We start from the raw sequence: 24884 nt of genomic DNA on the forward strand, positions 1-24884 counted from the left end.
CCGTCCGCCGGCGACGGCCATAGAAACCGGCCCTTCTCGAGCCGTTTTGCATATAGCGACATGCCGAGCCCATCATGCCAGATAATCTTGATCAGGTTGCCGTTGCGGCCGCGGAAGACATAAAGATCGCCGGCATGCGGATCCCGGCCCAACGTCTCCTGAACCTGCAGAGCGAGGCCTTGCATCCCGCGACGCATATCGGTCCGGCCGACCGCCAACCAGATCCGCACCTGGCTCGGAACCGGGATCATGAAATGCCCAGCGCCTTCACCATCGCCGCCGCCAGTGTCGGCGGCGTGGTCAGCGGTATCCGCAGCCGCACCTTGCCGGCGATCTCCAGCTCGATCACCGCTAGGGGCGCCGCCGGCACCGAAGCGGCGACAGGCTCATCGGGAACCACGACAACTTCGGCAAAGCCCGTCTCGCGGGCTCTCGCCGTGCGGCGCCATTTATAGATCAGGCTGGTTGCGACATCGTACTGACGCGCTACCGCCGCCACTGTGGACCCGGGCGCGAATGCCGCGGCCAGGATCCGGCACTGATCCTCTTCACGCCAACGACGACGACGCTCAGGCCCGGTCAATAACGTCACATGGCTCATGCTGTGCTGCTAACTACGCTCGAAAGGACGACCTTAAGAGCGCAGCTTCGCTACCGGGCCATGCTCGCGCAAGGCGGCCCTCGCCGGAGGCGTACACTTAGCATTCAGCCGCCAATTTCTCGCGTATGTGTTCCGATCCACCTCTCATACATCGGGCGAATGGCCGATCGGGATTTACGACGCGCCAAAAGGGCGCGCTGCTGTCTTGACTGATATGCACCAAGTGCCGCCGCACAGTCACCGGGCAGCAGGCGTCTGCTCCGTATTTTGCCGCGAGCTTACGTCGTAGCTCTGCAGGGTCCGACAAGTGGCCAGGTCGTGCAGCCCGGAGCTCGTCAGCGACCATTTTCTCGGTTGGGATCAGCATGCTCTGCATAAGGGTCTTGCCTTTGCGTCTCGTTTTGACCACCGGCAATTCGCTCATAATTCACCTCCAGGAACTCCCTACGCAAGACGGACAAGGATGCCGCAATCCGACAAGTCTCGGATTGATTTGATTGCCGTGGCCTTACGCCGCTGGGAGTTTTTTGTTGGCCCTGTGCTGCCCAACCGAACGGAACTCTACGTCTTCGCCGACATGGCTCGAGTTGTAGCTCTAACCGGCATCCCGGTTGGTCAAAGCGATGTGGCAGCAGCCGAAACCGTGGCCCGGTGTCCAGGTGACATTGTCGAAGCGTACCCCGGTAGCCTCGAACAGGCCGCGATCGAAGGCGCCGGCGATGCGGCAGAGCGTGGCGAGTTTCTCGTCGTCGACGCCGGCTTCGACCCAGGCGTCCTTCAGCGGGCAGCGCCTGACCTTGAAGGCAATGCGGTCCGGACCGCGTTCGACGTCGGTCGGATACATGCGACCGCCATCCGGGCTGACGGCCAGGAACGCCTCGCCGATCGCCGGTGCGTCGTTGGGGCCGAAATCGGCGAAGGCCGCCGCCGCAACCTCCCTGCCTCGCCGTTCAATGGTGCGGATCATGATCGCCTCAGCCTTTTCCGCGCCAACTTCCGCGGTTAGCTCGTCGAGCAACAGACGATAGAGATCGGCACGGTTGCGGAAGGCGGAATCGAGTTCGCGTGACGGTTTTTCGGCTCGGGCTTCGGCGTCGGTCATGATGCGTCCCGTTCGATCCTCGACAGTCTTGGCGCTGCCGCCACCAGCGCCTTGCCGATCGCGGATTGCGGCGCGTCGATGACGGTGCGGGCATCGCCGCTCTCGGCAATCCGCCCGCCGTCCAGAATGGCGATGCGGTGGGCGATGGCACGGACGACGCCGAGATCGTGCGAAATGAAGAGATAGGCGATGCGCTCCTCGCGTTGAAGGTCGAGCAGCAGCCGCAGGATCTGCGCGCGCACCGAAACGTCGAGCGCCGACACCGCCTCGTCGAGCACGACCAGCGACGGTTTCGTGGCGATGGCGCGGGCGATTGCAACGCGCTGGCGCTGACCGCCGGAGATTTCGTGAATGGCGCGGCCGGCGAGACCGGCGCTGAGGCCGACGCGTTCCAGCAGAGCGACGATACGGCGCGGGCGTTCGGCGCGAGAGGCGATGTGATGGATGCGCAAGGGGTCGTCGAGCACACGTGCCACCGTGGCGCGTGGGTTCAAGGCGGCGAGCGGATCCTGAAACACCGTCTGCAGACGAGCGCGCCGGTCGCGCAACGCAGCGCCGTTCAACGACAGGAAATCACTGCCTTCAAATTCGATTCGGCCAGCATCGGCTTCGATGAGCCGCAGTATGAGCCGAGCGATCGTCGATTTGCCGCTGCCGGAAGGTCCGGCCAGCGCCAGCGTCTCGCCATACTCGATGTGGAAGGAAACATCGTCGGCCGCGGCGATGATCTTGCCGCCGCTACTGTATCGTTTGGTCAGGCCGGAAACGGCGAGCAGCGGACTGGTCATGTTCGCTGCAGCAGCGGCTCGGCGTCTAGGCCGAGATCGGCGTCGAGCAGCGCCCTTGTGTACGCGTGACGCGGCGCACTGACCACCTGCGCCGTCGCACCGAGCTCGAGCAGCTCGCCATGCCGGAACACGGCGATGCGCTCTCCAAGCTCAGCGGCCAGCCCGATGTCGTGGCTGATGAACAGCAGCGTCATGCCGTCCTCGGTCACGAGTCGCCGGATCAGCCCGACGATTTCGGCCTGCACGATGGTGTCCAGGGCACTGGTCGCCTCGTCGGCGATCAGCAGTTTCGGCCCGGCCGCGATCGCGGCGGCGATCGCCACGCGCTGCTTCTGGCCGCCGGAGAGCTGATGTGGAAAGGCGCGCAGAGCGGCATCGGGGTCGGGCAGACGGACGCGTTCGAGCAAGGCTTTTGCTCTGGCATAGGCGTGTCGCCAGTCAAGTCCGAGATGCGTGCGCGCGACTTCCGCGATCTGCTTGCCGATTGGCATGACCGGATCGAGACTGGCGGATGGGTCCTGGAAAACGAAGCCGATATCACGGCCTCCGGGGGGAACGAACTTAGGCCGGCGTTCCGTCGCGCCCCCCTCTGTCCTGCCGGACATCTCCCCCTCAAGGGGGGAGATCGGCAGTTCCGCAGCCGGTTCCTTTCGGCCAGCTTCAGTGATTGGCGAAGGCAGAGATGAAAGCGCAATCTCCCCCCTTGAGGGGGAGATGTCCGGCAGGATAGAGGGGGGTGCCTTGGCACCAAACATTGGCGGCGGGCGCAAGAGCCAATCGATATGGCCTTCGATCTTGGCAGTGGCCGGCAGCAGCCCGGCAATCGCCAGCGCCAACGTGCTCTTGCCCGAGCCGCTCTCGCCGATGATGGCGAGGCGCTCGCCAGCGGCGACATCGAAGCTGATATGTTTCAGCGCAGCCACCTCGGCGCCGTCGCGGCGATAGGTCACCGTTAGATTGCGGATCGAAGCAAGCGCCGTCACGACAGGCTCTTTCTCACCGCCGCGGTCTCGACGACGCCTTCGCCGGCGAGATAGACGCCGAGCACGGTCAGCACGAGTGCTACACCCGGAATGATCGACAGGAAGGGCGCGGTGCGCAGCACGGCGCGGCCTTCGGCGATCATGCCGCCCCAGGTCACGCGGTTGGGGTCGCCGAGGCCGAGAAAAGACAATGCCGCTTCGGTGAGAATAGCCGCGGCGACGATCACCGACGACAACGCCAGGACGGGCGGCAGCGCGTTGGGCAGCACCTCGCGAAAGGCGATCTCCAGCGGATGCATGCCGATGACGCGGGCGCCGGCAACAAAATCGCGCTCGCGGATCGACAGCACTTCGGCCCGCGCCACGCGTGCCGGTCCGGTCCAGGCGCCCAGCGCGATCGCAGCGACCACGACGCCGAGCGACGGCCCGACGATGCTGACGAAAGCCAAAGCCAGCAGGAAGGCTGGGACGGTCTGGAAAGCGTCGGTGATGCGCATCAGTACCTCGTCGACAAGGCCGCCGGCAAAACCGGCCAACGTGCCGATTACGGCGCCGACGGCAAGCGCGGTGGCTGCTGCTGCCAGGCCGACCGCCAGCGAGGTGCGGGCGCCGTGGAAAAGCTCGGCCAGCACGTCACGGCCGAGGCGGTCGGTGCCGAGTGGCAGCGACCAGTCCTGGAACGGCGACAGCAATGCCGGCCCGGCAATGGCCTGCGGATCGCTCGGAAAGAACAAAGGTGCGGCAAGCGCCACGGCAGACAGCGCCGTCAGGATGACCGCGCCGGCGATCGCTTCCGGCGTGCGAAGAAAGCGGCGAAGCGGGCTCACGCGCCGGCCTCACTGGCCCCGACGCGCGGATCGAGGACGGCGTAGGCGATGTCGACGAGAAGGTTGATGATGACGACCAGGACGGCACTGATGAGAATGATGCCGAGCAGCAACGGCGTGTCGCGTGCCGCCACCGCTTCCTGCGCCAGCCGGCCAAGGCCTGGCACGGAAAAGACGCTTTCGATAACGACGCTGCCGCCCAACATCTGCGCGGACTGCAGGCCAAGCATGGTGACCAGCGGCAACAGCGCATTGCGGGCGACGTGAGCGAGCACGATGCGACGGCGGGAAAGTCCTCTGGCGCGGGCGGCCAGCACAAAATCCTGTCGCCAGACCTCGGCCATGCCGGCGCGCATCATGCGCAGATAGAGCGCGAGATAGATGAAGCCGAGCGCCGAAACCGGCAGGACGAGATGGCGGGCGATATCGGCGGCGCGATCGAGGCCGGTCCGGGCCGAGGCGATACTCTCGATCCCGCCGATCGGAAACCATCGCAGGTCGACGGCAAAGACGATGATCAGCACCAGCCCAAGCCAGAAGCCCGGCACGGCATAGAGCGCCAGCGAACCGATGGACAGAAAGCGATCGCGAAAACTGCCGGGCCTGGCGCCGGCATAGATGCCGAGTGCCGAGCCGAGACCGAAGGAGAGCGCGGTGGCGCTGCCCATCAACAGCAGCGTGTTGGGCAGGCGCTCGAGGATGACGTCGCGGATCGGCCGCGAAAAGGTGACCGATTGGCCGAGATCGAGATGCAGCAGCGCCCAAAGATAATTGGCGAGCCGCGTCAGTTCCGTCTGGTCGAGACCCCAGCGGTGACGCAACAGCTCGATCATCCCGGCGTCGCCGCCGGTCGAGACGATGTAGGCATCGACCGCGTCGCCGGGAGCGGCTTCGAGTAACAGGAAGGTGCCGATGACGACAATCAGCAGCACGAAGATGCTGCCGACGAGACGGCGGCGAAGGAGGATGACAGCGCGGGTCATGGCATAACGCCGATAGGAGAGCCAAGTCTTCGGTGCCGCGCTCTACGGCGCCCCCCTCTGTCCTGCCGGACATCTCCCCCACAAGGGGGGAGATCAGCTGTCATTGTCGCTTTCGCCAATCTCCAGCGTTGCAAGACGGCCGGCAACGCCAAAGCTGCCAATCTCCCTCCTTGTGGGGGAGATGTCCGGCAGGACAGAGGGGGGCGCGAAAAAGCTCTCATCGTTGAAGCTGAGCACACAAGCGGCGCGCAAGTCTGGAGAGACTTCCTTACCCCTCCAGCCAAGTGTCCGCCCAGTTCGATACCGCCCAGCGCGGATTGTTGGCGATGTTCCTGACCGTATCACGTGCGACGCTGATGAAACTCCATTCGGCGACGTTGATCAGTGGCAGGTCAGCGGCAACTTTTCTCTGGAACTCCTTGTAGAGTCCGGTGCGGGCGGCGGTGTCGAGCGTCTCCGATGCCTTGGCGATCAGGGCATCGAGTTCGGCGTTCTTATAGCCGCCCTGGTTGGAGAAGGGCACGCCGTCTGGAATGCCGCTCTGCACCAGGATGGTGGTCGAGATCGCAGGATCGCCGCGGAACACCGGCGGCCCGACCGCAAGGTCGAAGGCGTGGTCGGTGTAAACAGCCTTGATATGCGCGGCCGAGTCGTTGTTGACCAGCTGAGCGTCGATGCCGACGGCGGCGAGCGCCTGGCGCAGATAGTCGCCGAACTGCTTGGTCTCGTTGAAATAGGGCGCCGGCAGCAGTTTCAGTGAAAAGCGCTTGCCGTCATCGCCTCGGCTGTAGCCGGCCTCGTCCAGCAGGGTGTTGGCCTTGGCGACGTCGAAGGCGTACGTCGGCACGTCGGCGGTGTAGAATTGCGGGTCGTTTTTCGGCACCGGGCCAGTGGCGGTGGCGGCATAGCCGAGAAACACCGTCTTGACGACGAAATCCTTGTCGATGGCGTGAGCGATCGCCTGGCGCACTTTCAGGTCGGCCAGCTCCTTGCGGCGATGGTTGATCTCGACGACGAGCTGGTAGGTCAGCCCTTCATAACCCTTGGTGATCACCTTGAGGCCGGGCACTTTGGATATGCGGTCGAGATCGGCGAGGGGCACGGCGGAGAAGGCGGCGAGCTGGATCTCTTCGGCCTCGAGCGCGCTGGCCGCTGCTGTGCGGTCCGGCAGCACCTGATAGATGATCTCGTCGAGATAGGGCTCGTCCTTGCCCCAATAATCCGTATTCTTCTCCAGCCGGTAATATTCGCCGGGTTTGTATTCGGCGAATTTGAACGGTCCGGTGCCGACCGGGGCGTTGTTGGCCGGGTTGTCCTCGATCTTTCCGGTCTCGTAGATGTGCTTGGGCACCACGCTGCTCAGCGCCGGCAAGGCGTTGCGGATCAGCTGGAACGGTGTCGGCTTGGCGAATTTGAACACGGCGGTGGCTTCGTCCGGCGTGTCGACCGCCTCCAGATCCTTGAACACGGTGCGGCCGAGATTCTGCAACGGCTTCCAGATATGCAGCGCCGAGAACGCGACATCGCCGGAGGTGAAGGGTTTACCGTCATGCCATTTGACGCCCTCGCGCAGCTTGAACGTCACCGACAGGCCGTCGGTGGCACCTTCCCAGCTGAGTGCCAGGCGCGGATCGAGCCCGTCCTTGCCCTCAAAGGAGGCCTCAGCCAAGGTTTCTACGATCTTGCTCGAAATGAAGAAGACGCCGTTCGAGGCGACGATCGCCGGATTGAGATTGCGCGGCTCGGAATCAGCGGCGACAACCAGTCGTCCGCCCTTTTTCGGCGTCTGCGCCGACCCGATCGTCGGCATCGCGGTGGAGGCCAGCAGCAATGCCGAACCCGCAAGCATCGTACGTCTGGAAATGGTGAACTCTGGCATGATCGAACTCCGTCCTCTCCGCGGACCCGGCCGGGTCCGCCGTACCCCTCGGACGCTCGTAAGCATCCTGCACGGCTGATTATGGGCCTTGTACGGGGTTTCGCCAAAGACGGAATTGGCGCATCCTCACGTGGCTTTGAAATTTCCGTCCGTTGGACCAGTTGTACGGAAACGGTTCGATGCGCGGTTCTGGCAGGACCCAGACTGGAGTAAAGTGCAGCAGGTGGACCAGCTTTGGGGCTGGTTCGCCCGTTCTGGCTGGACCAGATCGGGCAAAATGATGCAGATTAAGCATAGCCGAGGGTCAGAGCCGGAAAGCCGGTGCCGGCGAGCGGCCGGCCAAGGGATTTCAGGGAGAGAGACATGAACATTGCCCCAGGCAAGAATGCCGTCGGCGGCGTGCCGTTCGACCAGGCTCGGGTGGACGGGCTGATGGAGGAGGCCGGCATCGACGTGCTGCTCGCCACCTCCAAGCACAACACGCAGTATCTGCTTGGCGGCTACAAGTTCATCTTCTTCGCCGCCATGGATGCGATCGGCCACAGCCGTTATCTGCCTGTCGTCGTCTATGAGAAAGGTGGGCCGGAGCATGCCGCCTATATCGCCAACCGCATGGAAGGCGGCGAGCACCAGAACCATCCATTCTGGACGCCGACACTGCATGCCGCCTGCTGGGGCACGCTCGATGCCGCCAACCTGGCGGTCGAGCATTTGCGAAAGATCGGCAAGGGCAATGCCCGCGTCGGCATCGAGCCCGCCTTCCTGCCGTCCGACGCCTATATGCTGATCCGCAACGCGCTGCCGGATGCCAAGCTGATCGATGCGACTGATATGCTGGAGCGCATGCGCGCAATCAAAACCGAGGCCGAGTTGGAGAAGCTGCGCATCGCCTCCGAGCTGATCACCGATTCCATGCTGGCGACCATCGGCTGGGCACGCGAAGGCACGACCAAGAGCGAGATCATCGAACAGCTCAGGCGCGAGGAGACCAATCGCGGCGCGCATTTCGAATATTGCCTGTTGACGCTAGGCTCCAGCCACAACCGCGCCGCCTCGCCGCAGGCCTGGAAACGGGGCGAGGTGATGTCGATCGATTCCGGCGGCAACTACCACGGCTATATCGGCGACCTTTGCCGCATGGGCGTGCTGGGCGAGCCTGACGCCGAACTCGAGGATCTGCTGGCCGAGATCGAGACAGTGCAGCAGGCGGCCTTCTCCAAGGTCAAGGCGGGCACGCTGGGCGGTGACATGATTTCTCATGCCGAAGGCGTGCTGAAGAAGTCGAAGGTTGCGCCCTATACCGATTTCTTCGCGCATGGCATGGGGCTGATCACGCATGAAGCGCCGTTCCTGATGACCAACCATCCGGTGACCTATGAAGGCACCTATGCCGCAAAGCCGCTGGAGAAGAACATGGTGCTTTCGGTCGAGACGACCATGCTCCACCCGACGCGCGGCTTCATCAAGCTGGAGGACACGGTGGCGGTCACCGACACAGGGTACGTGATGTTCGGCGATCGGGGCCGGGGCTGGAACGCGGGCGGGGGTTAGGCGCTTCTATCCCCGCCCGGCGGGATCAACCTGAAATCCGGCAACTCCCGCAACGCCAGTTCCGGCCCGGCCGGCGAATAGACGACGAAAAGCTGCATCGGCCCATCGCCGGTATTGAGCGTCGAGTGGAAGCGGCTTTCCGGCACATAGATGGTGCAGCCGGGGCCGACTTTCTCGACGACCGGGTTGCCTTTCTCGTCCTCGACCATCTGCTCGCCATCGCCTGAGATGACGAAGATGATCTCCTCCGCACCCGGATGGTTATGACGCGTATGGCCCTTGCCCGACGGGAGGTCGACGACACCACCGGAAAATCGCTTTGCGCCGTTCACTTCGGGAGCGACCGTCAGCGACAGCCTGCCCCAGTCGAAGCCGAAGGCGCTGACGTCTTTTGGATATACGAACACCTTGCTGTTGTCGGTCATCGTCCCACCTTCTTTTGCTGGTCTCTACGCAGCGCCGAACGTGACGGCCTTGAAATCCGCCGTCTGCCTGGCGATCGAGGCTTCCGCCGGCAGCCGCTCCATCGAACTGGCGCCATAGAACCCGTGCAGGCCCTTGCAGCGCTCGAGAATATATCTGGCGTCGTCCGGCATCGAGATCGGCCCGCCATGGCAAAGCAGGATTATATCCTCGCGCACTGAGCGTGCCGCTTTGGCGATGGCGTCGATCTCGCTGACACAGTCGTCCAGCGATTTAGCCGACGTCGCGCCGATCGAGCCGCCGGTGGTCACCCCCATATGGGCGACGACGATGTCGGCGCCGGCTGTTGTCATGGCGCGCGCCTCGTCTGGGTTGAAGACATAGGGCGTGGTCAACAGGTCGAGTCTGTGAGCCTCGGCGATCATGTCGATCTCGAGCCCGAAGCCCATGCCGGTTTCTTCAAAACTCCGCCGCATCTGGCCGTCGAACAGGCCGATGGTCGGAAAATTCTGGACGCCGGAAAAGCCCATCGTCTTCAACTCGGCCAAAAGCAGCGGCATGATGACGAAGGGATCAGTGCCGTTGACGCCGGCCAGCACCGGCGTCTTCTTCACCACCGGCAGCACTTCGTAGGCCATCTCCTTGACGATCTCGTTGGCGTTGCCATAGGCGAGCAGGCCGGCGGCCGAGCCGCGCCCGGCCATGCGGTAGCGGCCGGAATTGTAGATGATGATCAGGTCGATGCCGCCGGCTTCCTCGGCCTTGGCCGACAGGCCGGTGCCGGCACCGCCGCCGACGATCGGCACGCCATCCGCAATCATCATGCGGAATTTCTCCAGGATTTTCTTGCGCGGTATGGCGGCCATGTCTTGGTGTCTCACTGTCTGGCGATGTCGAGGAAGGCCGTTGTGGCGGCCCAGGCGAATTCCGGATCGTTGATGTGCAGCGGCAGGCGCAGCACGCGCCGCGTTTTGGCGGGTTTGATGGTACGCTCGATCGCCTCGAACAAAGCGGCATCGGCTTCAGGGTCGAAGAAGGCGCCGCCTTCGATGTCGAGCGCCGACACGCCTTTCTCCGGAATGAGGAAACGAACCGGACCCTGGCAGAGGCTCAGCCTTGTCCCGATCCATTCGCCGATCGTCCTGCTTTCGTCGGCAGTGGTGCGCATCAGCGTGACGTTTGGATTGTGCTCATAAAACAGCCGGCCGCGATAGCGTTCCGGAATTGTCGGCGGCGCCCAGAAATTGACCATGTCGAGCGCGCCGACCGAGCCGATATAAGGCAGCCTGGTGCGGGCGATGGCGACAAAGCGATCTTCGGTCGCCGGCAGCACGCCGCCAAGCAGCAAGTCGCAGACTTCGGTCGTTGTGATGTCGATGACGCCGGACAACAGGCCGCTGTCGGCCATTTTTTCCATGGTGCGGCCGCCGGTTCCGGTGGCATGAAAGACCATGCAGTCATAGGTCGAACGAAGCTCATCGGCGATCGCGGTCACGCATGGCGTGGTGACGCCGAACATGGTCAGGCCTATCGAGGGTCTGCCGTCGGCCGGCGGCGCCGGCTTTGCCGCCATGCCTGATATCGCCTGGGCGGCATTGTGCAGCACGACACGGGAAAGTCGGTTGAGGCCGGCCATGTCGGTCACCGACGGCATCATGACGATGTCGGAGACGTCGACGTAAGGCGTGGTGTCACCGGAGGCCAACGTCGAAACCATGATCTTGGGCAGGCCGAGCGGCAGCGTGCGCATTCCTGCGGTGATGATCGAGGTGCCGCCACCGCCGCCAATGCCGATAATCCCGGCAATGTCGCTGCGCGATTGAACAAACCGGGCAAAGGCGGCAGCCATTGCCGCCACCGCGGTGCCGCGATCGTCGACGCCGAGCACGGCGTTGCGACCCTCGGAATGGTGGCTGGCGACCTCGTCTGCCGAAATGTCGACCGGCACGGTCGCGCCGCGTGTTCCGATGTCGACACGGGCAATCGAAGCGCCGGTAGCGGCGACCGCATCGGACAGAAATGCGAGTTCCTCGCCCTTGGTGTCGGCGGTGCCCACCACATAGATGCGCTTCATCGCGTTTCCCCGGTCTTGGGCGTGTTCGGCGCTGCCGCCCCTTTGCCTGGCCGTTCGATGGGCGAAGGGCCATTGCAATTTTTTGAGACGCGCGTATCGTATTAACATGGATGTCTCACGTCAACAAGCGACAGTGAACGACGACGCCGGCCAAGGCGCCAGCCCGCGGGCTGAGCGCGGGGCCCGCGCGCGCACCAAGCGGCTGATGCTGGAGACGGCGACAAAGCTGATGCAGGCGGGCGCCACGCCCTCCGTCAGCGAGGTGGCGGAAGCAGCGGAAGTCTCGCGCGCCACCGCTTATCGGTATTTTCCGAGCCAGGCGGCGCTGGTGCAGGCGGTGGTCGACGAAGGGCTCGGGCCGATCCTTACCTGGCAATCGATCTCTGCCGATCCGGAGCGCCGGGTCGCCGAGCTGTTCGACACCGCCATGCCGCGCATCGAGGCCTTCGAAGCGACGTTCAAGGCGGCGCTGAAACTGTCGCTCGACCAGTGGGCACAGCGACAGGCAGGCACGCTGGGCGGCGAACCGGCCTTCACGCGCGGCCATCGCATCGAGCTTTTGAAGGATGCGATCGCGCCACTCAAGGGCCAGTTGCCGCAGCGCGAATTCAAGCGGCTTGCGCAGGCGCTGTCGCTGATCTTCGGTGTTGAGATGCTGATCGTATTGAAGGATATATGGGGCTTGGATAGCCGCAGTATGATGTCGGTTGCGCAATGGGCGGCCGGGGCTCTTGTGCGCGCGGCTATGACCGAGTCGATGATTGAAGGAGATGGGATCGCGCCGACGACCGCCGTGAGATGACGCCAATCTGGTTCGACCAGATTTTCAACTTGGCTATTCATGCTACTGGCGATGCAGCGGCCCAAGTAAGGCATTCATGTATCATGGAGTAGGAAAATTCAGCGAAAACAGGCAGATATCGCAGAAGCCAGCTTGTCTGCGTGTCCGTCACCGTCCAAGAAAGGGCTTGACGTTCCTCTTAAATTGGTAATACCAGATCAGGACAAATAAAGCGGATCAAAGGTGAAGGCTGAGATCCGTTTCGGTCGAGCGAGGAGGCTCACAGACCGAAACGGTGCCGTCACGGGAGGACTACCAGGGCCGGCCTCGATGCCGGTTCTCATGAACGGTAGAATGCGCACAAGGGAGGAAATCATTATGCGCAAGACAATGACCAGCTTGCTTGCTGGTATCGGCCTAGTGCTCGCCTGCGGAACGTCCGTCTACGCGCAGGAAAAGGAACTTACAATCTTCTGGGCGGAATGGGATCCGGCCAATTACCTGCAGGAACTCGGCAACGAGTACGAGAAGGAAACCGGCGTCAAGATCACGGTGGAAACCACACCGTGGCCCGACTTCCAGACCAAGGCCTTCACCGAGTTCAACGCCCATGGCGACGCCTACGATATGGTCGTCGGCGACTCGCAATGGCTTGGTGCTGGCTCGACCGGTGGCCACTATGTCGACCTGACCGACTTCTTCAACAAGCACAAGGTCGGTGAAGTGATGGCACCGGCCACGGTGAAATACTATGCCGAATATCCGGGCGGCAGCAGCAAGTACTGGGCCATTCCGCTCGAAGGCGACGCCGTCGGCTGGTCCTATCGCAAGGACTGGTTCGAAGACCCCAAGGAAAAAGAAGCCTTCAAGGCCAAGTATGGCTACGATCTCGACGTGCCGAAGGATTTCAAGGCGCTACGCGACATCGCCGAATTCTTCTACCGGCCGGACCAGAAAAAATACGGCATCGCCATCTACACCGACAATTCTTATGACGCGATGGCGATGGGCTTCGAAAACGCGCTGTTCTCCTTTGGCGGCGAGCTGGGTGACTATAAGACCTACAAGGTCGATGGCTTCATCAACTCCGACAAGGCGATCGCGGCGCTCGACGCCTACAAGGAACTCTACAAGTTCACGCCTCCGGGCTGGGCCAAGTCGTTCTTCGTCGAGGACAACCAGGCGATCACTGAAAACCTGGCCGCGATGAGCATGAACTACTTCGCGTTCTTCCCCTCGTTGATCAACGAGGCGTCGAACCCGAACGCCAAGAACACCGGCTTCTTCGCCAATCCAGCCGGACCTGGCGGCGACCAGTTCGCCGCACTCGGCGGTCAGGGCATCTCCATCGTTTCCTACTCGCAGAAGCAGGAAGAGGCGACGAAGTTCCTGGAATGGTTCATCAAGGACGAGACCCAGAAGAAATGGGCAGCGCTTGGCGGCTACACCTGCAGTGCCGCCGTGCTCAAGTCGCCCGAATTCCAGAACGCCACGCCCTACAACAAGGCGTTCTACGAGACCATGTTCAAGGTCAAGGACTTCTGGGCGGTTCCGGAATATGCGGAACTGCTGCAGCAGCTCAACCAGCGCATCTATCCTTACATGATCGGCGGCGAAGGCACCGCCAAGGAGACGCTGGACGCACTGGCAGCCGACTGGAACGCGACCTTCAAGAAATACGGCCGCGGCCAATAAGCATGAAGTTTCACGGAGGGGGCGTTCGTGCCTCCTCCGTTTCTTTTTCTGATTCTTGAACCGGGAGCAGGGTCTTGGCGACCACGATGATCACCACGCTGGACAGGTCCTCGCGGGCCGCCGCTCGCGGTCTAAGCGACATTTCGATCCGCAATCTCTTCATCATCCCGACGATCCTGTTTCTGATCGTCTTCAACATCTTCCCGCTGATCTATTCGCTGGGCTATTCGTTCACCGATTTCCGCGCCTCGACCAGCGCGGCGGCGAATTTCGTCGGGCTGCAAAACTATCGCGACCTGCTCAGCGATCCCTATGTCTGGTCCAACTTCGCCATCACCGCAAAATACGTCATCATCTCGGTCGCCGGCCAGCTGCTCGTCGGCTTCGGCGTGGCCATGCTGCTCAATCGCGACATTCCGCTCAAGGGCCTGCTGACGACGCTCCTGTTGTTGCCGATGATGCTGTCGATGGCCGTCGTCGGCCTGTTCTGGAAGCTGCTCTACGATCCGTCCTTCGGCATCATCAATTATGCGCTCGGCCTCGGCACCTTCGAATGGCTGTCGAATCCGAAAATGGCGCTCTATGCGGTCGCGCTGACCGACATCTGGATGTGGTCGCCCTTTGTCATGCTGTTGTCGCTGGCCGGCCTGTCGGCTGTGCCCAAGCATCTCTACGAGGCAGCCGCGATCGACAGGGCCGGGCCGTTCTACACCTTCTTCCGCATAACGCTGCCGCTGGTTGCGCCGATCCTGATGATCGCGGTCATCTTCCGCACCATGGAGGCGTTCAAGACCTTCGACCTCGCCTACATCCTGACCAGCCAGCCGACGGCCGAGCTGATCTCGATCCGGCTCTATAAGATGGCGTTCCAGGAATGGCAGACCGGGCGTTCCTGCGCGCTCGCCTACATCGTGCTGATCATGGTGCTGGCGATCACCAACATCTATGTCAAATATCTCAACAAGGTGAAGGAGCGCTGAGATGGCCGCAGTCCGCACTTCTTCCGAAATCACCTTCAACCGGGTCGCCATCGTCGCTGTCCTGCTGGTGACGATCATCTTCCTGGCGCCGATCTACTGGATCGCCTCGACGGCTTTCAAGCCGCGCAATCTCGCCACCACCATTCCGCCGACGGTGGTTTTCCAGCCGGAGATATCGCCCTTCGTCAAGTTGTTCACCAAGCGTTCGCAGCTGCGCAGCCCGCCGTCGCCGGAGGAGTACGCGGCTGCGCCGTGGTGGGAGCGCGTCGTCTTCAATGGCGGCGAAAAGATCGTGCGCGACGGCAAGGGCCAGGTGCAGTGGTCGGGCTATCCGAGCCGTTTCATGAATTCGCTGATCGTCGCCATAACCTCGACCGTCCTGGCCGTCGGCATGGGCACCTTCACCGCCTATGGCTTCTCGCGCTTCAAGGTGAAGGGAGAGGCGGATCTGCTCTTCTTCATCCTGTCGACGCGCATGCTGCCGCCGGTGGTCGTCGCCATCCCAATGTTCCTGATGTACCGGGCGGTAGGGCTCAACGATTCCCATGTCGGCCTGATCATTCTTTACACCGCCTTCAACCTGTCCTTCTCGGTCTGGCTGATGAAGGGCTTCATGGACGAAATCCCGAAGGAGTATGAAGAGGCGGCGCTCGTCGACGGCTACACGCGCATGGAGGCCTTCTTCAAGATCGTGCTGCCCGAGGCCGCCACCGGCATCGCCGCCACCGCCGTGTTCTGCTTCATCACGGCGTGGAACGAGTATGCCTTCGCGCTGATCATGACCAGCCGCCGCGCCCAGACGGCACCGCCCTTCATTCCCAGCCAGGTCGGTTCCGGCCTGCCGGACTGGACGGTGATCGCCGCCGGAACCTTCCTGTTCCTGCTGCCGGTCGCGATCTTCACCTTCCTGCTCCGCAACCACCTGTTGCGCGGCATGTCCTTCGGAGCGATCCGCAAATGAGCTTTCGCGACATCAACCAGAAATATCTCGAACCGGGCAGCCAGGTGCTGATGGTGCTCGGTATCATCGCGCTCTGCCAGCCGTGGAACATGCTGCTGCACAGCTATGGCGTGACCATCATCCTGATCGGTCTGATCGGCTTCAACATCACCTCCAAGATCGCGCCGGAGGAGAAGGCCGGCACCGGGCAAGGGGCAAATCCGGGGGCACAGCATTGACCCAAATCGAGCTTCGCGGCGTCCAGAAATATTTCGGCGCCGTCCAGGTCATCAAGGACCTCAACCTGAAGATCGACGACAACGAGTTCATCGTGCTGCTCGGCCAGTCGGGCTGCGGCAAGACGACGACGCTCAGGGCGATTGCCGGGCTGGAGACGATCGACGGCGGCGACATCCTCATCGACGGCAAGCCGGTCCAGCACCTCAAGGCCGCCGACCGCGACATCGCCATGGTCTTCCAATCGTTTTCGCTCTATCCGCATATGAGCGTTTACGAGAACATCGCCTTTCCACTGAGAGCGACGCGCAAGAGCAAGGCCGAGATCGACAGCGAGGTGCGCTCGGTCGCCAAGACGCTGCAGATCAGCGATCTCCTCGCCAAGAAACCGTCGGCGCTGTCCGGCGGCGACATGCAGCGCGTGGCGATCGGCCGGGCCTTGGTGCGGCGGCCGAAGGCGATGCTGATGGACGAGCCGATCGGCGCGCTCGATGCCAAGCTGCGCGAGGAGATGCGGGCCGAGATCAAGCGGCTGCACATCAAGCAGGGTTCGACCAGCATCTATGTCACCCACGACCAGATCGAGGCGATGAGCCTCGCCGACCGCATCGTCATCATGCATGAAGGTGTACTGCAGCAGGTCGGCTCGCCGGACGAGGTCTATTCGCATCCGGCGAATCTTTTCGTCGCGCAATTTGTCGGCAGCCCGGTGATGAACGTCGCCGACGCTTCGGTGACCGAGAAACCCTCATCGGCCTCGGTCACGGTCGGCGATGCGGCCGCTGGCTTCGAATTCCCGCGCGCCTTGCTGTCGAAGCTCAATGGCCATGCCGGCAGCCAACTCGCGCTCGGCATACGGCCGGAAGGCGTCCTCGTCCGCCGCGAAACCGCCGAGGGGTTCCTGCCGGTGGAGACGCAGATCGTCGAGCCGCTCGGGTCCTTCGACATCGTCGACCTCAAGGTCGGCTCCAAGATGCTGCGTGCGCGCACCAAGAGCGGCTTCATCAGCGGCCCCGGCGAAAGGGTCTTCGTCAGAATAGATCCCAGCCAGGCGCATTTCTTCGACACGGCGAGCGGCAAATCGCTGGGAGTGAGACTCTGATGGCCCACATCCAGCTCAAGAACATCTCAAAGAAGTTCGGTAACCACACCGCCTTGACCGGGCTCGATCTCGACATCGCCGATGGCGAGTTCTTCGTCCTGCTTGGCGAGACCGGCGCCGGCAAGACGACGACGCTGCGCATGATTGCCGGCCTGGAAAAACCGAGCGAAGGCCAGGTCTTCATCGATGGCGTCGATGTCGCCGACTGGGGCGCGGCCGAGCGCGACGTGGCGCTGGTGCTGCAGCAATATTCGCTCTATCCGCGCTATACGGTGCGCCAGAACCTCGAATTTCCGCTGAAGCCGAAGATCCGCCGGCTGCCCGATGCCGAGATCAAGGATCGTGTCGACCGCGCGGCCAGGACGCTGCGCATCGAGCATCTGCTCGACCGCAAGACCGATAGGCTTTCAGGCGGCGAGATGCAGCGCGTCTCGATCGGCCGCGCCATCGTGCGCAAGCCGCGGGTATTCCTGATGGACGAGCCGTTGTCGGCGCTCGACGCCAAATTGCGCGAGGCGCTGCGCACCGAATTGAAGAACCTGCAGATGCAGCTTGGCGCCACCTTCCTGTTCGTGACGCACGATCAGATCGAGGCGATGTCGATGGGTGACAAGGTCGGCGTGCTCAACCATGGCCGCATCGTCCAGACCGGCACGCCGTACGAGATCTACAACAATCCGCGCGACACCTACGTGGCAAGCTTCGTCGGCTCACCGCCGATGAACCTCATCGACGGCAAGCTCGTCAACGGACGTGCGGTGATGGCGCCGCTCAATTTCGAATTGCCGTTTGCGGGGGGTGCCAAGACTTCGGGGGGTGCCAAGACGGGCGCGGCGACCGACGGTCGCCCGCTCGTCTTCGGTATTCGTCCCGAAGACGTCTATCTCGAGACCGGCGCGCCGGTCGAGGCGCGGGTCCACGATGTCGAGAACCATGGCGTCGAGAAGATCCTGACGCTGCGGGTCGGCGACGCCATGCTGCGCGCCACCGTGCCGGCCAGGACCGACGTCCAGATAGAGCAGCCGGTGCGCTTTGCCTGGAATCCGGACAAGGTGGTGCTGTTCGACAAGGGCAGCGGAATAAGCCTGCGTCACGCCGGCTAAGTACAAGCCTCTTTACTGCAGCTGGAGCGGGATGCGTTCAACACGAACCGTGTATCCCGCTCTATCTATGTGTTTTAGCCGCATTTGTGCGACGCTACGTGACTCCATTTGGTGCGAAATGCTCGAGTCTTCCCGTCATCCCCCGTGCGGGGGATGCGGATGCTCCGATTTGTCGAATAGGCTGATCCTTTGGTCCCAAACGGGCTTTGCAAGCCCAATTTTGGAGGCCCGAAATGGAGGGTTGGCTATGGGAAATCTGTTCCGCACTTTTGCGACGATCCTGCTTGTCGCCGGTATGGGATTGTTGGCGGCGCATCTGGGCGAGGCGCAGGCAGCCAAGAAAATCGTCGCCGGTGCGAAGGTCGACGCCAAGAAGATCAAGGGCCTCAACGGCACGGTCAATCTGTCCACCAGCGACTGCAAACTGTTGTTGAGCGGCACCGTCGTCGAAGTCTCGGATGGCAGGTGCGGGGCCTCCGGCAAATATTGCAAGAGCAGTGCCGGCTCGGCCTGTATCACCGAGCAATAAGCCGGCCAACGTTTAGCCGGCCTAAAGCGCGTCGCGTTCGACCGGCCTCATGCGACGCGCTTTAGATTCTTGTTTTGATGCACGTCGTTATCGCAAAACCGCTGCACACTTTTGCGCGACATGCATTAGCGGATCTCCGCCTGTTCCTCGGCCCGGAAATGGCTGGGCGGCGATCCGATGACCCGTTTGAAGGCGCGGCTGAAGGAGGCGTCGGATTCGTAGCCGAGGCGCGCCGCCACGACGGAAATCTTGAGCCGGTCGCGGACCAGCCATTGCCGCGCCTGGTGCATCCGCACCTGCGTGACGTACTTTGCCGGTGTTTCGCCGACAATGGTGGCGAAGCGATCGGCGAAACCCGATCGCGAGGCACCCATCATCTTCGCCAGAGCCTCCACCGTCCAGTCACGGTTCGGTTCCAGGTGGATCGCGGCCAGCACCCGGCCGATCTCGCGATCCCTGACCGCCGCGATCCATCCGGAAGAGTCGCCGCAGCCGCGCTCGACCCATGAGCGGATGACGGTCGCGGCAAGCACATCGGCCAGCCGCGCCAGGATGCCGCCGGAGCCGACGCGCTCCATCGACACCTCGCGGGCCATCGCTTCCAGCAAATGTGGAATACCTGGTTCATAGGCTTCCAACTCATGTGCGCGCATCACGTCCGGCATCATGCCGAGCAAGGGGTGCAAGCCATCGAGATTGAAATACATGCTGCCGAAAAACAGCAAGGTCCCCGGACGGCAGCCGGGCACGCCGTCATTCGACATGCAATAGACATTCTTGCAGATCTCCTCGACCTCATAGCCGTGGATCGGCGCCGCCTCGATACCCGGCTCGCTCGCCAGCGTGTGAGCTGAGCCGCGCGGCAACAAGGCAGCGTCGCCCGCCTTGAGCTCGACCCATTCGCCGGACGGCTGCAGCAACCAGCAGCCTTTACGGCCGATGAAATGAAACCGTGCCGCCGCCTGAGCCGGAAAATGGATGCCCCAAGGCTCCTTCATCTCGCAACGGCCGTAATCGACGCCTTCGAGGCGCAATCCGCGCAATATGTCCGTCAGTGGATCGCCGGTTACGGGGATTTTGGACGAACGGTCAAACATAATGGTGTTTCTAGCATGGAAACTCCAGCTAGTCACTCCTTATGTTGCATTGCAGTCAAATGCTGCGCTGCAACAGACCGGAGATCCCTCATGACCGAACCCGCGACAGGCGTCATGGACGCCGTTCTCGACCCATCTGAAACTGGCGAACGATCCGACCCCGCATGGGGGGCGGTGGTCTCCTTGGCGCTCGGAGTCTTCGGCCTGGTGACCGCAGAATTTCTGCCGGCCAGCCTGCTGACGCCGCTTGCGCAGGATCTCGGCATCACCGAAGGCGCCGCCGGGCAGGCGGTAACGGCAACGGCCGTCATTGGCGCGATTGCGGCACCGACCATGGCTATTGTCACCAAGCGGCTGGACCGCAGGCTGGTCATGTTGGCGCTGACCGTGCTGCTTGTGCTGTCAAACCTGGTGGCCGCGTTTGCGTCGTCGCTTCCTATTCTTCTGATCGCCCGCATCATGCTCGGGATCAGTCTCGGCGGATTCTGGTCGATGTCGGCGGCCATGGCGATGCGGCTTGTCCCAATGCGGCTGATGCCGCGCGCCATGTCGATCATCCTCACCGGCGTTTCGGTGGCGACGGTCTGCGCTGCTCCGGTCGGCGCCTATGTCGGCGACATCTGGGGATGGCGGACGGCCTTCATGATCGCCGCCGTGGTCGGCGCGCTGGCGCTTCTGGTACAGGTGGCTACCATCCCGCGACTGCCGCCGGCAGGTACAGCAGGTTTTCGCACGCTGCTGGAGGTGATGAAGCGGCCGATGATCAGAGTAGCGCTGCTGGTGGTGTTGCTGGTCGCCTCGGGACACTTTGCCGGCTTCACCTATGTCCGCCCGTTTCTCGAGAAGGTGCCCGCACTGGACATCGAGACGATCTCGCTTGTGCTGCTCGCCTACGGCATTGGTGGTTTCTTCGGCAATTTTGCCGGCGGCTTCATTGCCGAGCGCAGCCTCAAGGCAGCCGTCACTCTGGCGCCTCTGCTGATCGCGTCTTCAGCGCTCCTGCTGCTGGTGGTCGGAGGCTCACCCGTCGTGGCTGCAATAGCAGTGGCCAGCTGGGGCTTTGCCTTCGGTGCCGTCCCAGTCGGGCTGCAGACCTGGCTGGTGCGAGCCGCCCCCGATCAGGCGGAAAGCGCCGGCGGGCTCATGGTTATGACGTTCCAGGTCGCCATCGCGTTGGGCGCCGTGTTCGGCGGCCTGCTGGTCGACAATACCGGCGTTGCCAGCGCCTTCGCCTATTGCGCGGCGGCGACATTGCTTGCGGCACTGGCGGCGTTCTTCCTTGGCCCCAAGCCGATCGACGATCCCAAGGCCTAAACGGAACGGCCGTCGAAGTCGAAGACCGGCACGGCGGCGACGTCCAACGCCTCGATACAATGAATATTGATATAGGCACTTCGCCCGCTCCCTTCGCCGACATCCTCGGCGAAGGGGTGAATGCCGCAGCTGCGGCAGAAGCGGTGCGCGATGACATGGTTGCCGAAGCTGTAGCGGCCGAGATCATCGCCCCAGGCAAGCACCCGCACGCTTTCATGCGGCACTGCCCATAGCAGTGCACCCTTGCGCGAGCAGATCGAGCAATTGCACCGTACGGCTCCGGTCAGCTCGCCTTCGACCTCGAACGCGACCTTGCCGCAGTGGCAGCTGCCTTGGTAGAGCATCGGGCCTTCCTCCTTCGGTTCGACAGGTGCAAATCCGACCGTGCCGGGCTATGTCTCCTGCGGCAGTTGGGGCTGCTATCTTAAGACGTTCCAAGCGTGCGGAGTCCGACACCGAAAATGCAATCAGCCCGTGATAGCCTCGAAGCAATTCTTTCGCGTCTTGCCGTTCGCGTCGACGACGAAAGCGTTTTCGTAAAGCTCTACCCGGAAGCCGCACGGGCGGCGGCCGACGCAGCCGATGCGCGGCGAAAAGCCGGCGTCACGCTCGGGCCGCTCGATGGGGCGATCGTCTCGATCAAGGATCTGTTCGATGTCGCTGGCGAGCCGACCACGGCGGGCTCTCTGCTGCTCGCCACCGCAGCGCCGGCGCTGCGGGATGCCATTGTCGTGCGACGGCTGCGTCAGGCCGGTGCAGTCATCCTCGGCAAGACCAACATGACCGAGTTCGCCTTCACCGCGATCGGCGTCAATCCGCATTACGGCACCCCCGGCAATGCAAGCGATGCCACCCGTATTCCGGGCGGCTCGTCCTCAGGCGCCGCGGTTTCGGTCGGCGAAGGCACCAGCCAAATCTCTATCGGTTCCGATACGGGTGGTTCGGTGCGCATTCCGGCATCGCTGAATGGCGTCGTCGGTTTCAAGCCGACCGCGCGGCGCGTGCCGCTCGCGGGTGCGTTTCCGCTGTCGGCCACGCTGGACTCGATCGGTCCGCTGGCCCGCACCGTCGCGGAATGTGCGGCGGCCGATGCAGTGATGTCGGGCGAAAACCTGGCAGCACTGTTGCCGCTTCCACTGCACGGCCTGCGCATCGGCATTGCGCGCGGCGTGCTGTTCGATGATACGCAGGAAGAGGTCGCGACGACGTTCGACTGGTGTCTTCGCAAGATGGAGCTTAGCGGCGCACGGCTTGCGGAACTGTCGATCGACGACCTGCTTGCCGAACTGCGCGCGGCAACCAAGCGCGCCTCGATCGCGGCGATGGAAGGGGCGGAGATCCATGCCGACTGGCTGGCGACGGGAGCGGCGACGCCGGTCGACCCGCGGGTAAGCGGACCATTGTCGCGCGCCGCCGCCATTCCGGCCACGGTCTATATCAGGGCAATGCGCCGTCGCGCAGCACTTGTCGCCGCAATGGATGAGCGGCTGTCAGGGGTAGACGTACTGGCCCTGCCGACCACGCCGGTGACGGCGCCGACGATCGTCTCGATGACCGGTGACGAGGCCCTCTGCAACAGGATCGAGGGTCTTCTGCTGCGCAACACGCAGGTCGCCAACCAGTTCGATCTGTCAGCAATCTCGCTGCCCATGCCGGGAAAGACGCGCCCGGCCGGGCTGATGCTGGTGGCGCGCAATGGTCATGACCACCACCTGCTGCGCATCGCAGCCGGCGTGGAGGCGCTGCTTGCAAATTGATCCGACAGCGCGTGTCAGCGCGACGAGCAGTGGCCGCGTTCGCTGTCCTTGGCGGCGCGTTCGATGCCGGTGGCAACCAGCCAAGGCAGGGTGTACCGCTTGCCGTTGAAGGTCCGGGTGCGGTTCTCGATCGATCCGACAACAACGACCTCGCCGGCATAGAGCTTGTCCGAAAGATTGAGGGCTTTGTCTTGCTGCGGCAGGCGATCAATGTCGATTGAAACGCCTTTGATGAGCTTACCAGTAGCGAGGTCGAGTGCGCTGTTCGATGGACAGGGTGCCGCCACGCAGCGCAAGCCGTTGTCGCAGAACACGTAGCTGCCCTGTCCGTTGGCGAAGACTTGCGCCGTCGCCACGCAGAAGCCAGCGGTCAGCAGGAATTTTGTGACGTTTACCATGCCGGCACCATCGCCGGCGAGTTCGGGAAAATTGAGGCGCTCAGAGATCGACAGGGAACCGCCGCCGGTAGTGCTCGACCACTTCCGGGTTGCGCAGATTGACCGGTAATCTGTTGGCCAGCACCAGCAAGGCTTCGCCAGCCGCGCCGACGCCCATGCGCATCATCGACTGCTCGGTGATCCCAGCCATGTGCGGGGTGACGATGACGTTGTCGAAGCCGAAATAGGGGTGGTTGGGCGGCAGCGGTTGTGTTGCAAAAACATCGAGTGCGGCGCCGCCGATACGGCCCTTCTGCAAGGCCTCGATCAGCGCGTCGTCGTCGATCACCGGCCCGCGCGAAACATTGATCAGCAGCGCATCCGGCTTCATCCGGTCAATGCGCTCGCGGCTGATCAGCCCCCGTGTTTCGGGCGTCAGCGGGCAGCACAGAACGATGATGTCGCTCTGTTCGATCAGCGCATCGATCGACAGGAAGCCGACCCTGTCCGGCGCCGGCCGCATGCTGCGCGTCGTCGCCACCACATTCAGATCGAACCCATGTGCCGCGATATGGCCAACCGCCTGGCCGATCGCGCCGAGACCGACAATGCCGATCGTCTTGCCCGCTAGCTCGCTGGCCACCACAGTGTGTTCGCGGCCGGCCAGCCAGCCCTTCGCACGCAGGTCGCGGTCCAACACACGAAAGCGCCTAAGCAGCGCCAGCGCCGCGAACATCACGTATTCGGCGACGGATCGCGCGTTCACCCCCGGTACGTTCGCCACCAGCACGCCGGCGGCATTGGCCGCTTCCATAGGTACCATGTCCAGCCCGGCGCCGTGCCGGATCGCGGCCCTGAGCTTCCTTGCTCCTTCGAAAAGCGACGCAGGCAAGGGAGCGCGAACGATGATGACATCGGCGTCCCTTGCCTCGGCGGCAAGCGTATGCGCGTCGAGGGCGGAAGCAACGACGAGTTCGCCGGCCCCTGTCAGCATGGAAGAGGCACGGGGGTGCAGTCTGTGTGTCGACAGGATCTTGGGCATTTCAGGCCTTTTCGAGCGCTGGGCTTTGCGGTTCCGCCCCACGCCCCTCGATCAGCCCCTTCCAGTAGCTTTCGGCGCCTTGCAGATGGGCGCTCATCAGCGCCTGGGCGAGATTGCCGTCGCGGCGCAGCAGCGCCTCGTAGATCTGGATATGCTCGGCATGGGAGCGCACGCTGCGTTCGGGATCGTTGAAATAGATCGGCAGGCGCAGCTCACCCATCATGTAGTAGACGCTGCAGATATTGTGGAAGACGCTGTTCTTGGTCGCCCGCACGATCTCGAGGTGGAACTCGCGGTCTTCCCGGGCAAGGCCTTCACCGGCGGCGATGCGATCCTCGGAGGCCTTCAGGATCTCGCGCAGCCGCTCGAAATTCTCCTCGGTGGCGCGTGAACAGGCCAGTTCGGCGGCCTTGATCTCGTGGATCTTGCGCAACTCGACCGTCTCGTAGATCTGGACGGGATCGAGCGGCAGGCCCGCGCGGGCGAACAGCGCCATCGCCTCGACGCTCGCCTGCTTCGTATCGATGTAGATGCCGGATTTCGCCCGTCGCTCGACGATGCGCATCGCCTCGAGAATGGCCAGCGCCTCGCGGATCTGTCCGCGGCTGACGCTGAAATGCTCTGCCAGTTCGCGCTCCGACGGCGTGCGGCCGGTCTCCTTGTCGGAATGGGAGAACAGATAGGCGGCGAGTTCCGCGAGAAGGTTCTTTTCTTTCATG

Annotated in this window: 27 protein-coding genes; 11 read left to right on the forward strand and 16 right to left on the reverse strand. The window is 63.0% G+C overall.

The genetic code is table 11. The features are described from left to right. The 8 genes from tnpB to NKI63_RS04140 form a co-directional block, all read right to left on the reverse strand. On the reverse strand, positions 1 to 251 hold a 251-nt coding region (gene tnpB / locus NKI63_RS04105), incomplete at its 3' end, for an IS66 family insertion sequence element accessory protein TnpB (protein ID WP_352820564.1). Further along, a complete protein-coding gene (gene tnpA / locus NKI63_RS04110) occupies positions 248 to 601 on the reverse strand; it encodes an IS66-like element accessory protein TnpA (protein WP_352466341.1) in 354 nt (117 codons plus the stop codon). The genes tnpA and tnpB, both read right to left, overlap by 4 nt. 595 nt (positions 602 to 1196) lie before the next feature. Further along, positions 1197 to 1703 (reverse strand): L-2-amino-thiazoline-4-carboxylic acid hydrolase, encoded by a 507-nt coding sequence (locus NKI63_RS04115; RefSeq protein WP_352506678.1) that lies wholly within the window; start codon positions 1701 to 1703, stop codon positions 1197 to 1199. After that, a complete protein-coding gene (locus tag NKI63_RS04120; RefSeq protein WP_352691525.1) occupies positions 1700 to 2491 on the reverse strand; it encodes an ATP-binding cassette domain-containing protein in 792 nt (263 codons plus the stop codon). The genes NKI63_RS04115 and NKI63_RS04120 overlap by 4 nt, the downstream gene beginning before the upstream one ends. Continuing rightward, on the reverse strand, positions 2488 to 3474 hold the full coding sequence (locus tag NKI63_RS04125; protein ID WP_352506676.1) for an ABC transporter ATP-binding protein: 987 nt from the start codon (positions 3472 to 3474) through the stop codon (positions 2488 to 2490). Before NKI63_RS04125 ends, NKI63_RS04120 begins: the two co-directional genes overlap by 4 nt. Beyond that, positions 3471 to 4301: an ABC transporter permease gene (locus NKI63_RS04130; protein ID WP_352506675.1), complete on the reverse strand. Its 831-nt coding sequence runs from the start codon at positions 4299 to 4301 to the stop codon at positions 3471 to 3473. The genes NKI63_RS04125 and NKI63_RS04130 overlap by 4 nt, the downstream gene beginning before the upstream one ends. Continuing rightward, the gene (locus NKI63_RS04135) at positions 4298 to 5284 is read right to left on the reverse strand and encodes an ABC transporter permease (RefSeq protein WP_352506674.1); all 987 of its coding nucleotides are present in this window, start codon (positions 5282 to 5284) and stop codon (positions 4298 to 4300) included. The genes NKI63_RS04130 and NKI63_RS04135 overlap by 4 nt, the downstream gene beginning before the upstream one ends. Before the next feature lie 268 nt (positions 5285 to 5552). Further along, positions 5553 to 7163: an ABC transporter substrate-binding protein gene (locus NKI63_RS04140; protein WP_352506673.1), complete on the reverse strand. Its 1611-nt coding sequence runs from the start codon at positions 7161 to 7163 to the stop codon at positions 5553 to 5555. A 363-nt stretch (positions 7164 to 7526) separates the two neighbouring features. Here NKI63_RS04140 and NKI63_RS04145 point away from each other — a divergent pair, with 363 nt between their 5' ends. Then, complete coding sequence (locus NKI63_RS04145; protein ID WP_352506672.1) at positions 7527 to 8714, forward strand: M24 family metallopeptidase; 1188 nt, start codon at positions 7527 to 7529, stop codon at positions 8712 to 8714. Here the strand turns inward: NKI63_RS04145 and NKI63_RS04150 are convergent. From NKI63_RS04150 to NKI63_RS04160, 3 genes are read right to left on the reverse strand one after another with little or no spacing between them, the layout of a single operon-like run. Further along, the gene (locus NKI63_RS04150) at positions 8711 to 9139 is read right to left on the reverse strand and encodes a cupin domain-containing protein (protein WP_352691137.1); all 429 of its coding nucleotides are present in this window, start codon (positions 9137 to 9139) and stop codon (positions 8711 to 8713) included. The genes NKI63_RS04145 and NKI63_RS04150 overlap by 4 nt on opposite strands. 24 nt (positions 9140 to 9163) lie before the next feature. Then, positions 9164 to 10003 carry a phosphoenolpyruvate hydrolase family protein gene (locus NKI63_RS04155; RefSeq protein WP_352506670.1) on the reverse strand — a complete coding sequence of 280 codons (840 nt, stop codon included), beginning with the start codon at positions 10001 to 10003 and terminating at the stop codon, positions 9164 to 9166. An 11-nt stretch (positions 10004 to 10014) separates the two neighbouring features. Beyond that, the gene (locus NKI63_RS04160; RefSeq protein ID WP_352691135.1) at positions 10015 to 11211 is read right to left on the reverse strand and encodes a Tm-1-like ATP-binding domain-containing protein; all 1197 of its coding nucleotides are present in this window, start codon (positions 11209 to 11211) and stop codon (positions 10015 to 10017) included. Between the two features lie 106 nt (positions 11212 to 11317). Between NKI63_RS04160 and NKI63_RS04165 the strand changes: the two genes are divergently transcribed. The 8 genes from NKI63_RS04165 (at position 11318) to NKI63_RS04200 (ending at position 18578) form a co-directional block, all read left to right on the forward strand. Then, positions 11318 to 12013: a TetR/AcrR family transcriptional regulator gene (locus NKI63_RS04165; RefSeq protein WP_352506668.1), complete on the forward strand. Its 696-nt coding sequence runs from the start codon at positions 11318 to 11320 to the stop codon at positions 12011 to 12013. Between the two features lie 357 nt (positions 12014 to 12370). Then, positions 12371 to 13687 (forward strand): ABC transporter substrate-binding protein, encoded by a 1317-nt coding sequence (locus NKI63_RS04170; RefSeq protein ID WP_352448404.1) that lies wholly within the window; start codon positions 12371 to 12373, stop codon positions 13685 to 13687. 74 nt (positions 13688 to 13761) lie between these two features. Next, a complete protein-coding gene (locus NKI63_RS04175; protein WP_254816733.1) occupies positions 13762 to 14667 on the forward strand; it encodes a carbohydrate ABC transporter permease in 906 nt (301 codons plus the stop codon). Between the two features lies 1 nt (position 14668). Further along, the gene (locus NKI63_RS04180) at positions 14669 to 15628 is read left to right on the forward strand and encodes a carbohydrate ABC transporter permease (RefSeq protein WP_352476335.1); all 960 of its coding nucleotides are present in this window, start codon (positions 14669 to 14671) and stop codon (positions 15626 to 15628) included. Next, on the forward strand, positions 15625 to 15846 hold the full coding sequence (locus NKI63_RS04185; RefSeq protein ID WP_023675179.1) for a hypothetical protein: 222 nt from the start codon (positions 15625 to 15627) through the stop codon (positions 15844 to 15846). The genes NKI63_RS04180 and NKI63_RS04185 overlap by 4 nt, the downstream gene beginning before the upstream one ends. Next, positions 15843 to 16946 (forward strand): ABC transporter ATP-binding protein, encoded by a 1104-nt coding sequence (locus NKI63_RS04190; RefSeq protein ID WP_352506666.1) that lies wholly within the window; start codon positions 15843 to 15845, stop codon positions 16944 to 16946. The genes NKI63_RS04185 and NKI63_RS04190 overlap by 4 nt, the downstream gene beginning before the upstream one ends. Beyond that, entirely contained in the window at positions 16946 to 18049 is a 1104-nt protein-coding gene (locus NKI63_RS04195; RefSeq protein ID WP_023675181.1) for an ABC transporter ATP-binding protein, read from the forward strand. Before NKI63_RS04190 ends, NKI63_RS04195 begins: the two co-directional genes overlap by 1 nt. Positions 18050 to 18296: 247 nt before the next feature. After that, positions 18297 to 18578, forward strand: coding sequence for a hypothetical protein (locus NKI63_RS04200; RefSeq protein ID WP_352506664.1), 282 nt, complete (start codon positions 18297 to 18299; stop codon positions 18576 to 18578). 125 nt (positions 18579 to 18703) lie between these two features. Here the strand turns inward: NKI63_RS04200 and NKI63_RS04205 are convergent, their stop codons facing one another. Then, positions 18704 to 19675, reverse strand: a complete 972-nt coding sequence (locus NKI63_RS04205) for an AraC family transcriptional regulator (RefSeq protein WP_352506663.1) — start codon at positions 19673 to 19675, stop codon at positions 18704 to 18706. Positions 19676 to 19765: 90 nt separating this feature from the next. Here NKI63_RS04205 and NKI63_RS04210 point away from each other — a divergent pair, with 90 nt between their 5' ends. Continuing rightward, positions 19766 to 20989, forward strand: coding sequence for an MFS transporter (locus tag NKI63_RS04210; RefSeq protein ID WP_352506662.1), 1224 nt, complete (start codon positions 19766 to 19768; stop codon positions 20987 to 20989). On the opposite strand, the gene NKI63_RS04215 is transcribed toward NKI63_RS04210, so the two are convergent. Further along, positions 20986 to 21333, reverse strand: a complete 348-nt coding sequence (locus NKI63_RS04215; RefSeq protein WP_352506661.1) for a GFA family protein — start codon at positions 21331 to 21333, stop codon at positions 20986 to 20988. The two genes, NKI63_RS04210 and NKI63_RS04215, sit on opposite strands and share 4 nt — an antisense overlap. A 117-nt stretch (positions 21334 to 21450) precedes the next feature. Between NKI63_RS04215 and NKI63_RS04220 the strand changes: the two genes are divergently transcribed. Next, entirely contained in the window at positions 21451 to 22746 is a 1296-nt protein-coding gene (locus NKI63_RS04220) for an amidase (protein ID WP_352506660.1), read from the forward strand. A 14-nt stretch (positions 22747 to 22760) separates the two neighbouring features. Here the strand turns inward: NKI63_RS04220 and NKI63_RS04225 are convergent, their stop codons facing one another. Genes NKI63_RS04225 through NKI63_RS04235 form a run of 3 tightly spaced genes read right to left on the reverse strand, consistent with a single transcriptional unit; the run spans position 22761 to position 24883 of the window. Continuing rightward, a complete protein-coding gene (locus tag NKI63_RS04225) occupies positions 22761 to 23144 on the reverse strand; it encodes a hypothetical protein (protein ID WP_352476343.1) in 384 nt (127 codons plus the stop codon). A 40-nt stretch (positions 23145 to 23184) separates the two neighbouring features. Next, positions 23185 to 24165: a hydroxyacid dehydrogenase gene (locus tag NKI63_RS04230; protein ID WP_352506659.1), complete on the reverse strand. Its 981-nt coding sequence runs from the start codon at positions 24163 to 24165 to the stop codon at positions 23185 to 23187. Between the two features lies 1 nt (position 24166). Further along, positions 24167 to 24883, reverse strand: coding sequence for a FadR/GntR family transcriptional regulator (locus NKI63_RS04235; protein WP_254816743.1), 717 nt, complete (start codon positions 24881 to 24883; stop codon positions 24167 to 24169). Position 24884: the final 1 nt, after the last annotated feature.

The sequence above is a fragment of the Mesorhizobium sp. M0410 genome, from assembly GCF_040321435.1.
Classification (GTDB): domain Bacteria; phylum Pseudomonadota; class Alphaproteobacteria; order Rhizobiales; family Rhizobiaceae; genus Mesorhizobium.

What these genes read in the sequence shown, in the direction of transcription:
- tnpA (WP_352466341.1), bottom strand. Translation starts at nt 601, where the DNA reads ATGAGCCATGTGACGTTATTGACCGGGCCTGAGCGTCGTCGTCGTTGG.
- NKI63_RS04115 (WP_352506678.1), bottom strand. Translation starts at nt 1,703, where the DNA reads ATGACCGACGCCGAAGCCCGAGCCGAAAAACCGTCACGCGAACTCGAT.
- NKI63_RS04120 (WP_352691525.1), bottom strand. Translation starts at nt 2,491, where the DNA reads ATGACCAGTCCGCTGCTCGCCGTTTCCGGCCTGACCAAACGATACAGT.
- NKI63_RS04135 (WP_352506674.1), bottom strand. Translation starts at nt 5,284, where the DNA reads ATGACCCGCGCTGTCATCCTCCTTCGCCGCCGTCTCGTCGGCAGCATC.
- NKI63_RS04140 (WP_352506673.1), bottom strand. Translation starts at nt 7,163, where the DNA reads ATGCCAGAGTTCACCATTTCCAGACGTACGATGCTTGCGGGTTCGGCA.
- NKI63_RS04145 (WP_352506672.1), top strand. Translation starts at nt 7,527, where the DNA reads ATGAACATTGCCCCAGGCAAGAATGCCGTCGGCGGCGTGCCGTTCGAC.
- NKI63_RS04150 (WP_352691137.1), bottom strand. Translation starts at nt 9,139, where the DNA reads ATGACCGACAACAGCAAGGTGTTCGTATATCCAAAAGACGTCAGCGCC.
- NKI63_RS04155 (WP_352506670.1), bottom strand. Translation starts at nt 10,003, where the DNA reads ATGGCCGCCATACCGCGCAAGAAAATCCTGGAGAAATTCCGCATGATG.
- NKI63_RS04160 (WP_352691135.1), bottom strand. Translation starts at nt 11,211, where the DNA reads ATGAAGCGCATCTATGTGGTGGGCACCGCCGACACCAAGGGCGAGGAA.
- NKI63_RS04165 (WP_352506668.1), top strand. Translation starts at nt 11,318, where the DNA reads ATGGATGTCTCACGTCAACAAGCGACAGTGAACGACGACGCCGGCCAA.
- NKI63_RS04170 (WP_352448404.1), top strand. Translation starts at nt 12,371, where the DNA reads ATGCGCAAGACAATGACCAGCTTGCTTGCTGGTATCGGCCTAGTGCTC.
- NKI63_RS04180 (WP_352476335.1), top strand. Translation starts at nt 14,669, where the DNA reads ATGGCCGCAGTCCGCACTTCTTCCGAAATCACCTTCAACCGGGTCGCC.
- NKI63_RS04185 (WP_023675179.1), top strand. Translation starts at nt 15,625, where the DNA reads ATGAGCTTTCGCGACATCAACCAGAAATATCTCGAACCGGGCAGCCAG.
- NKI63_RS04195 (WP_023675181.1), top strand. Translation starts at nt 16,946, where the DNA reads ATGGCCCACATCCAGCTCAAGAACATCTCAAAGAAGTTCGGTAACCAC.
- NKI63_RS04200 (WP_352506664.1), top strand. Translation starts at nt 18,297, where the DNA reads ATGGGAAATCTGTTCCGCACTTTTGCGACGATCCTGCTTGTCGCCGGT.
- NKI63_RS04205 (WP_352506663.1), bottom strand. Translation starts at nt 19,675, where the DNA reads ATGTTTGACCGTTCGTCCAAAATCCCCGTAACCGGCGATCCACTGACG.
- NKI63_RS04210 (WP_352506662.1), top strand. Translation starts at nt 19,766, where the DNA reads ATGACCGAACCCGCGACAGGCGTCATGGACGCCGTTCTCGACCCATCT.
- NKI63_RS04215 (WP_352506661.1), bottom strand. Translation starts at nt 21,333, where the DNA reads ATGCTCTACCAAGGCAGCTGCCACTGCGGCAAGGTCGCGTTCGAGGTC.
- NKI63_RS04220 (WP_352506660.1), top strand. Translation starts at nt 21,451, where the DNA reads ATGCAATCAGCCCGTGATAGCCTCGAAGCAATTCTTTCGCGTCTTGCC.
- NKI63_RS04225 (WP_352476343.1), bottom strand. Translation starts at nt 23,144, where the DNA reads ATGGTAAACGTCACAAAATTCCTGCTGACCGCTGGCTTCTGCGTGGCG.
- NKI63_RS04230 (WP_352506659.1), bottom strand. Translation starts at nt 24,165, where the DNA reads ATGCCCAAGATCCTGTCGACACACAGACTGCACCCCCGTGCCTCTTCC.
- NKI63_RS04235 (WP_254816743.1), bottom strand. Translation starts at nt 24,883, where the DNA reads ATGAAAGAAAAGAACCTTCTCGCGGAACTCGCCGCCTATCTGTTCTCC.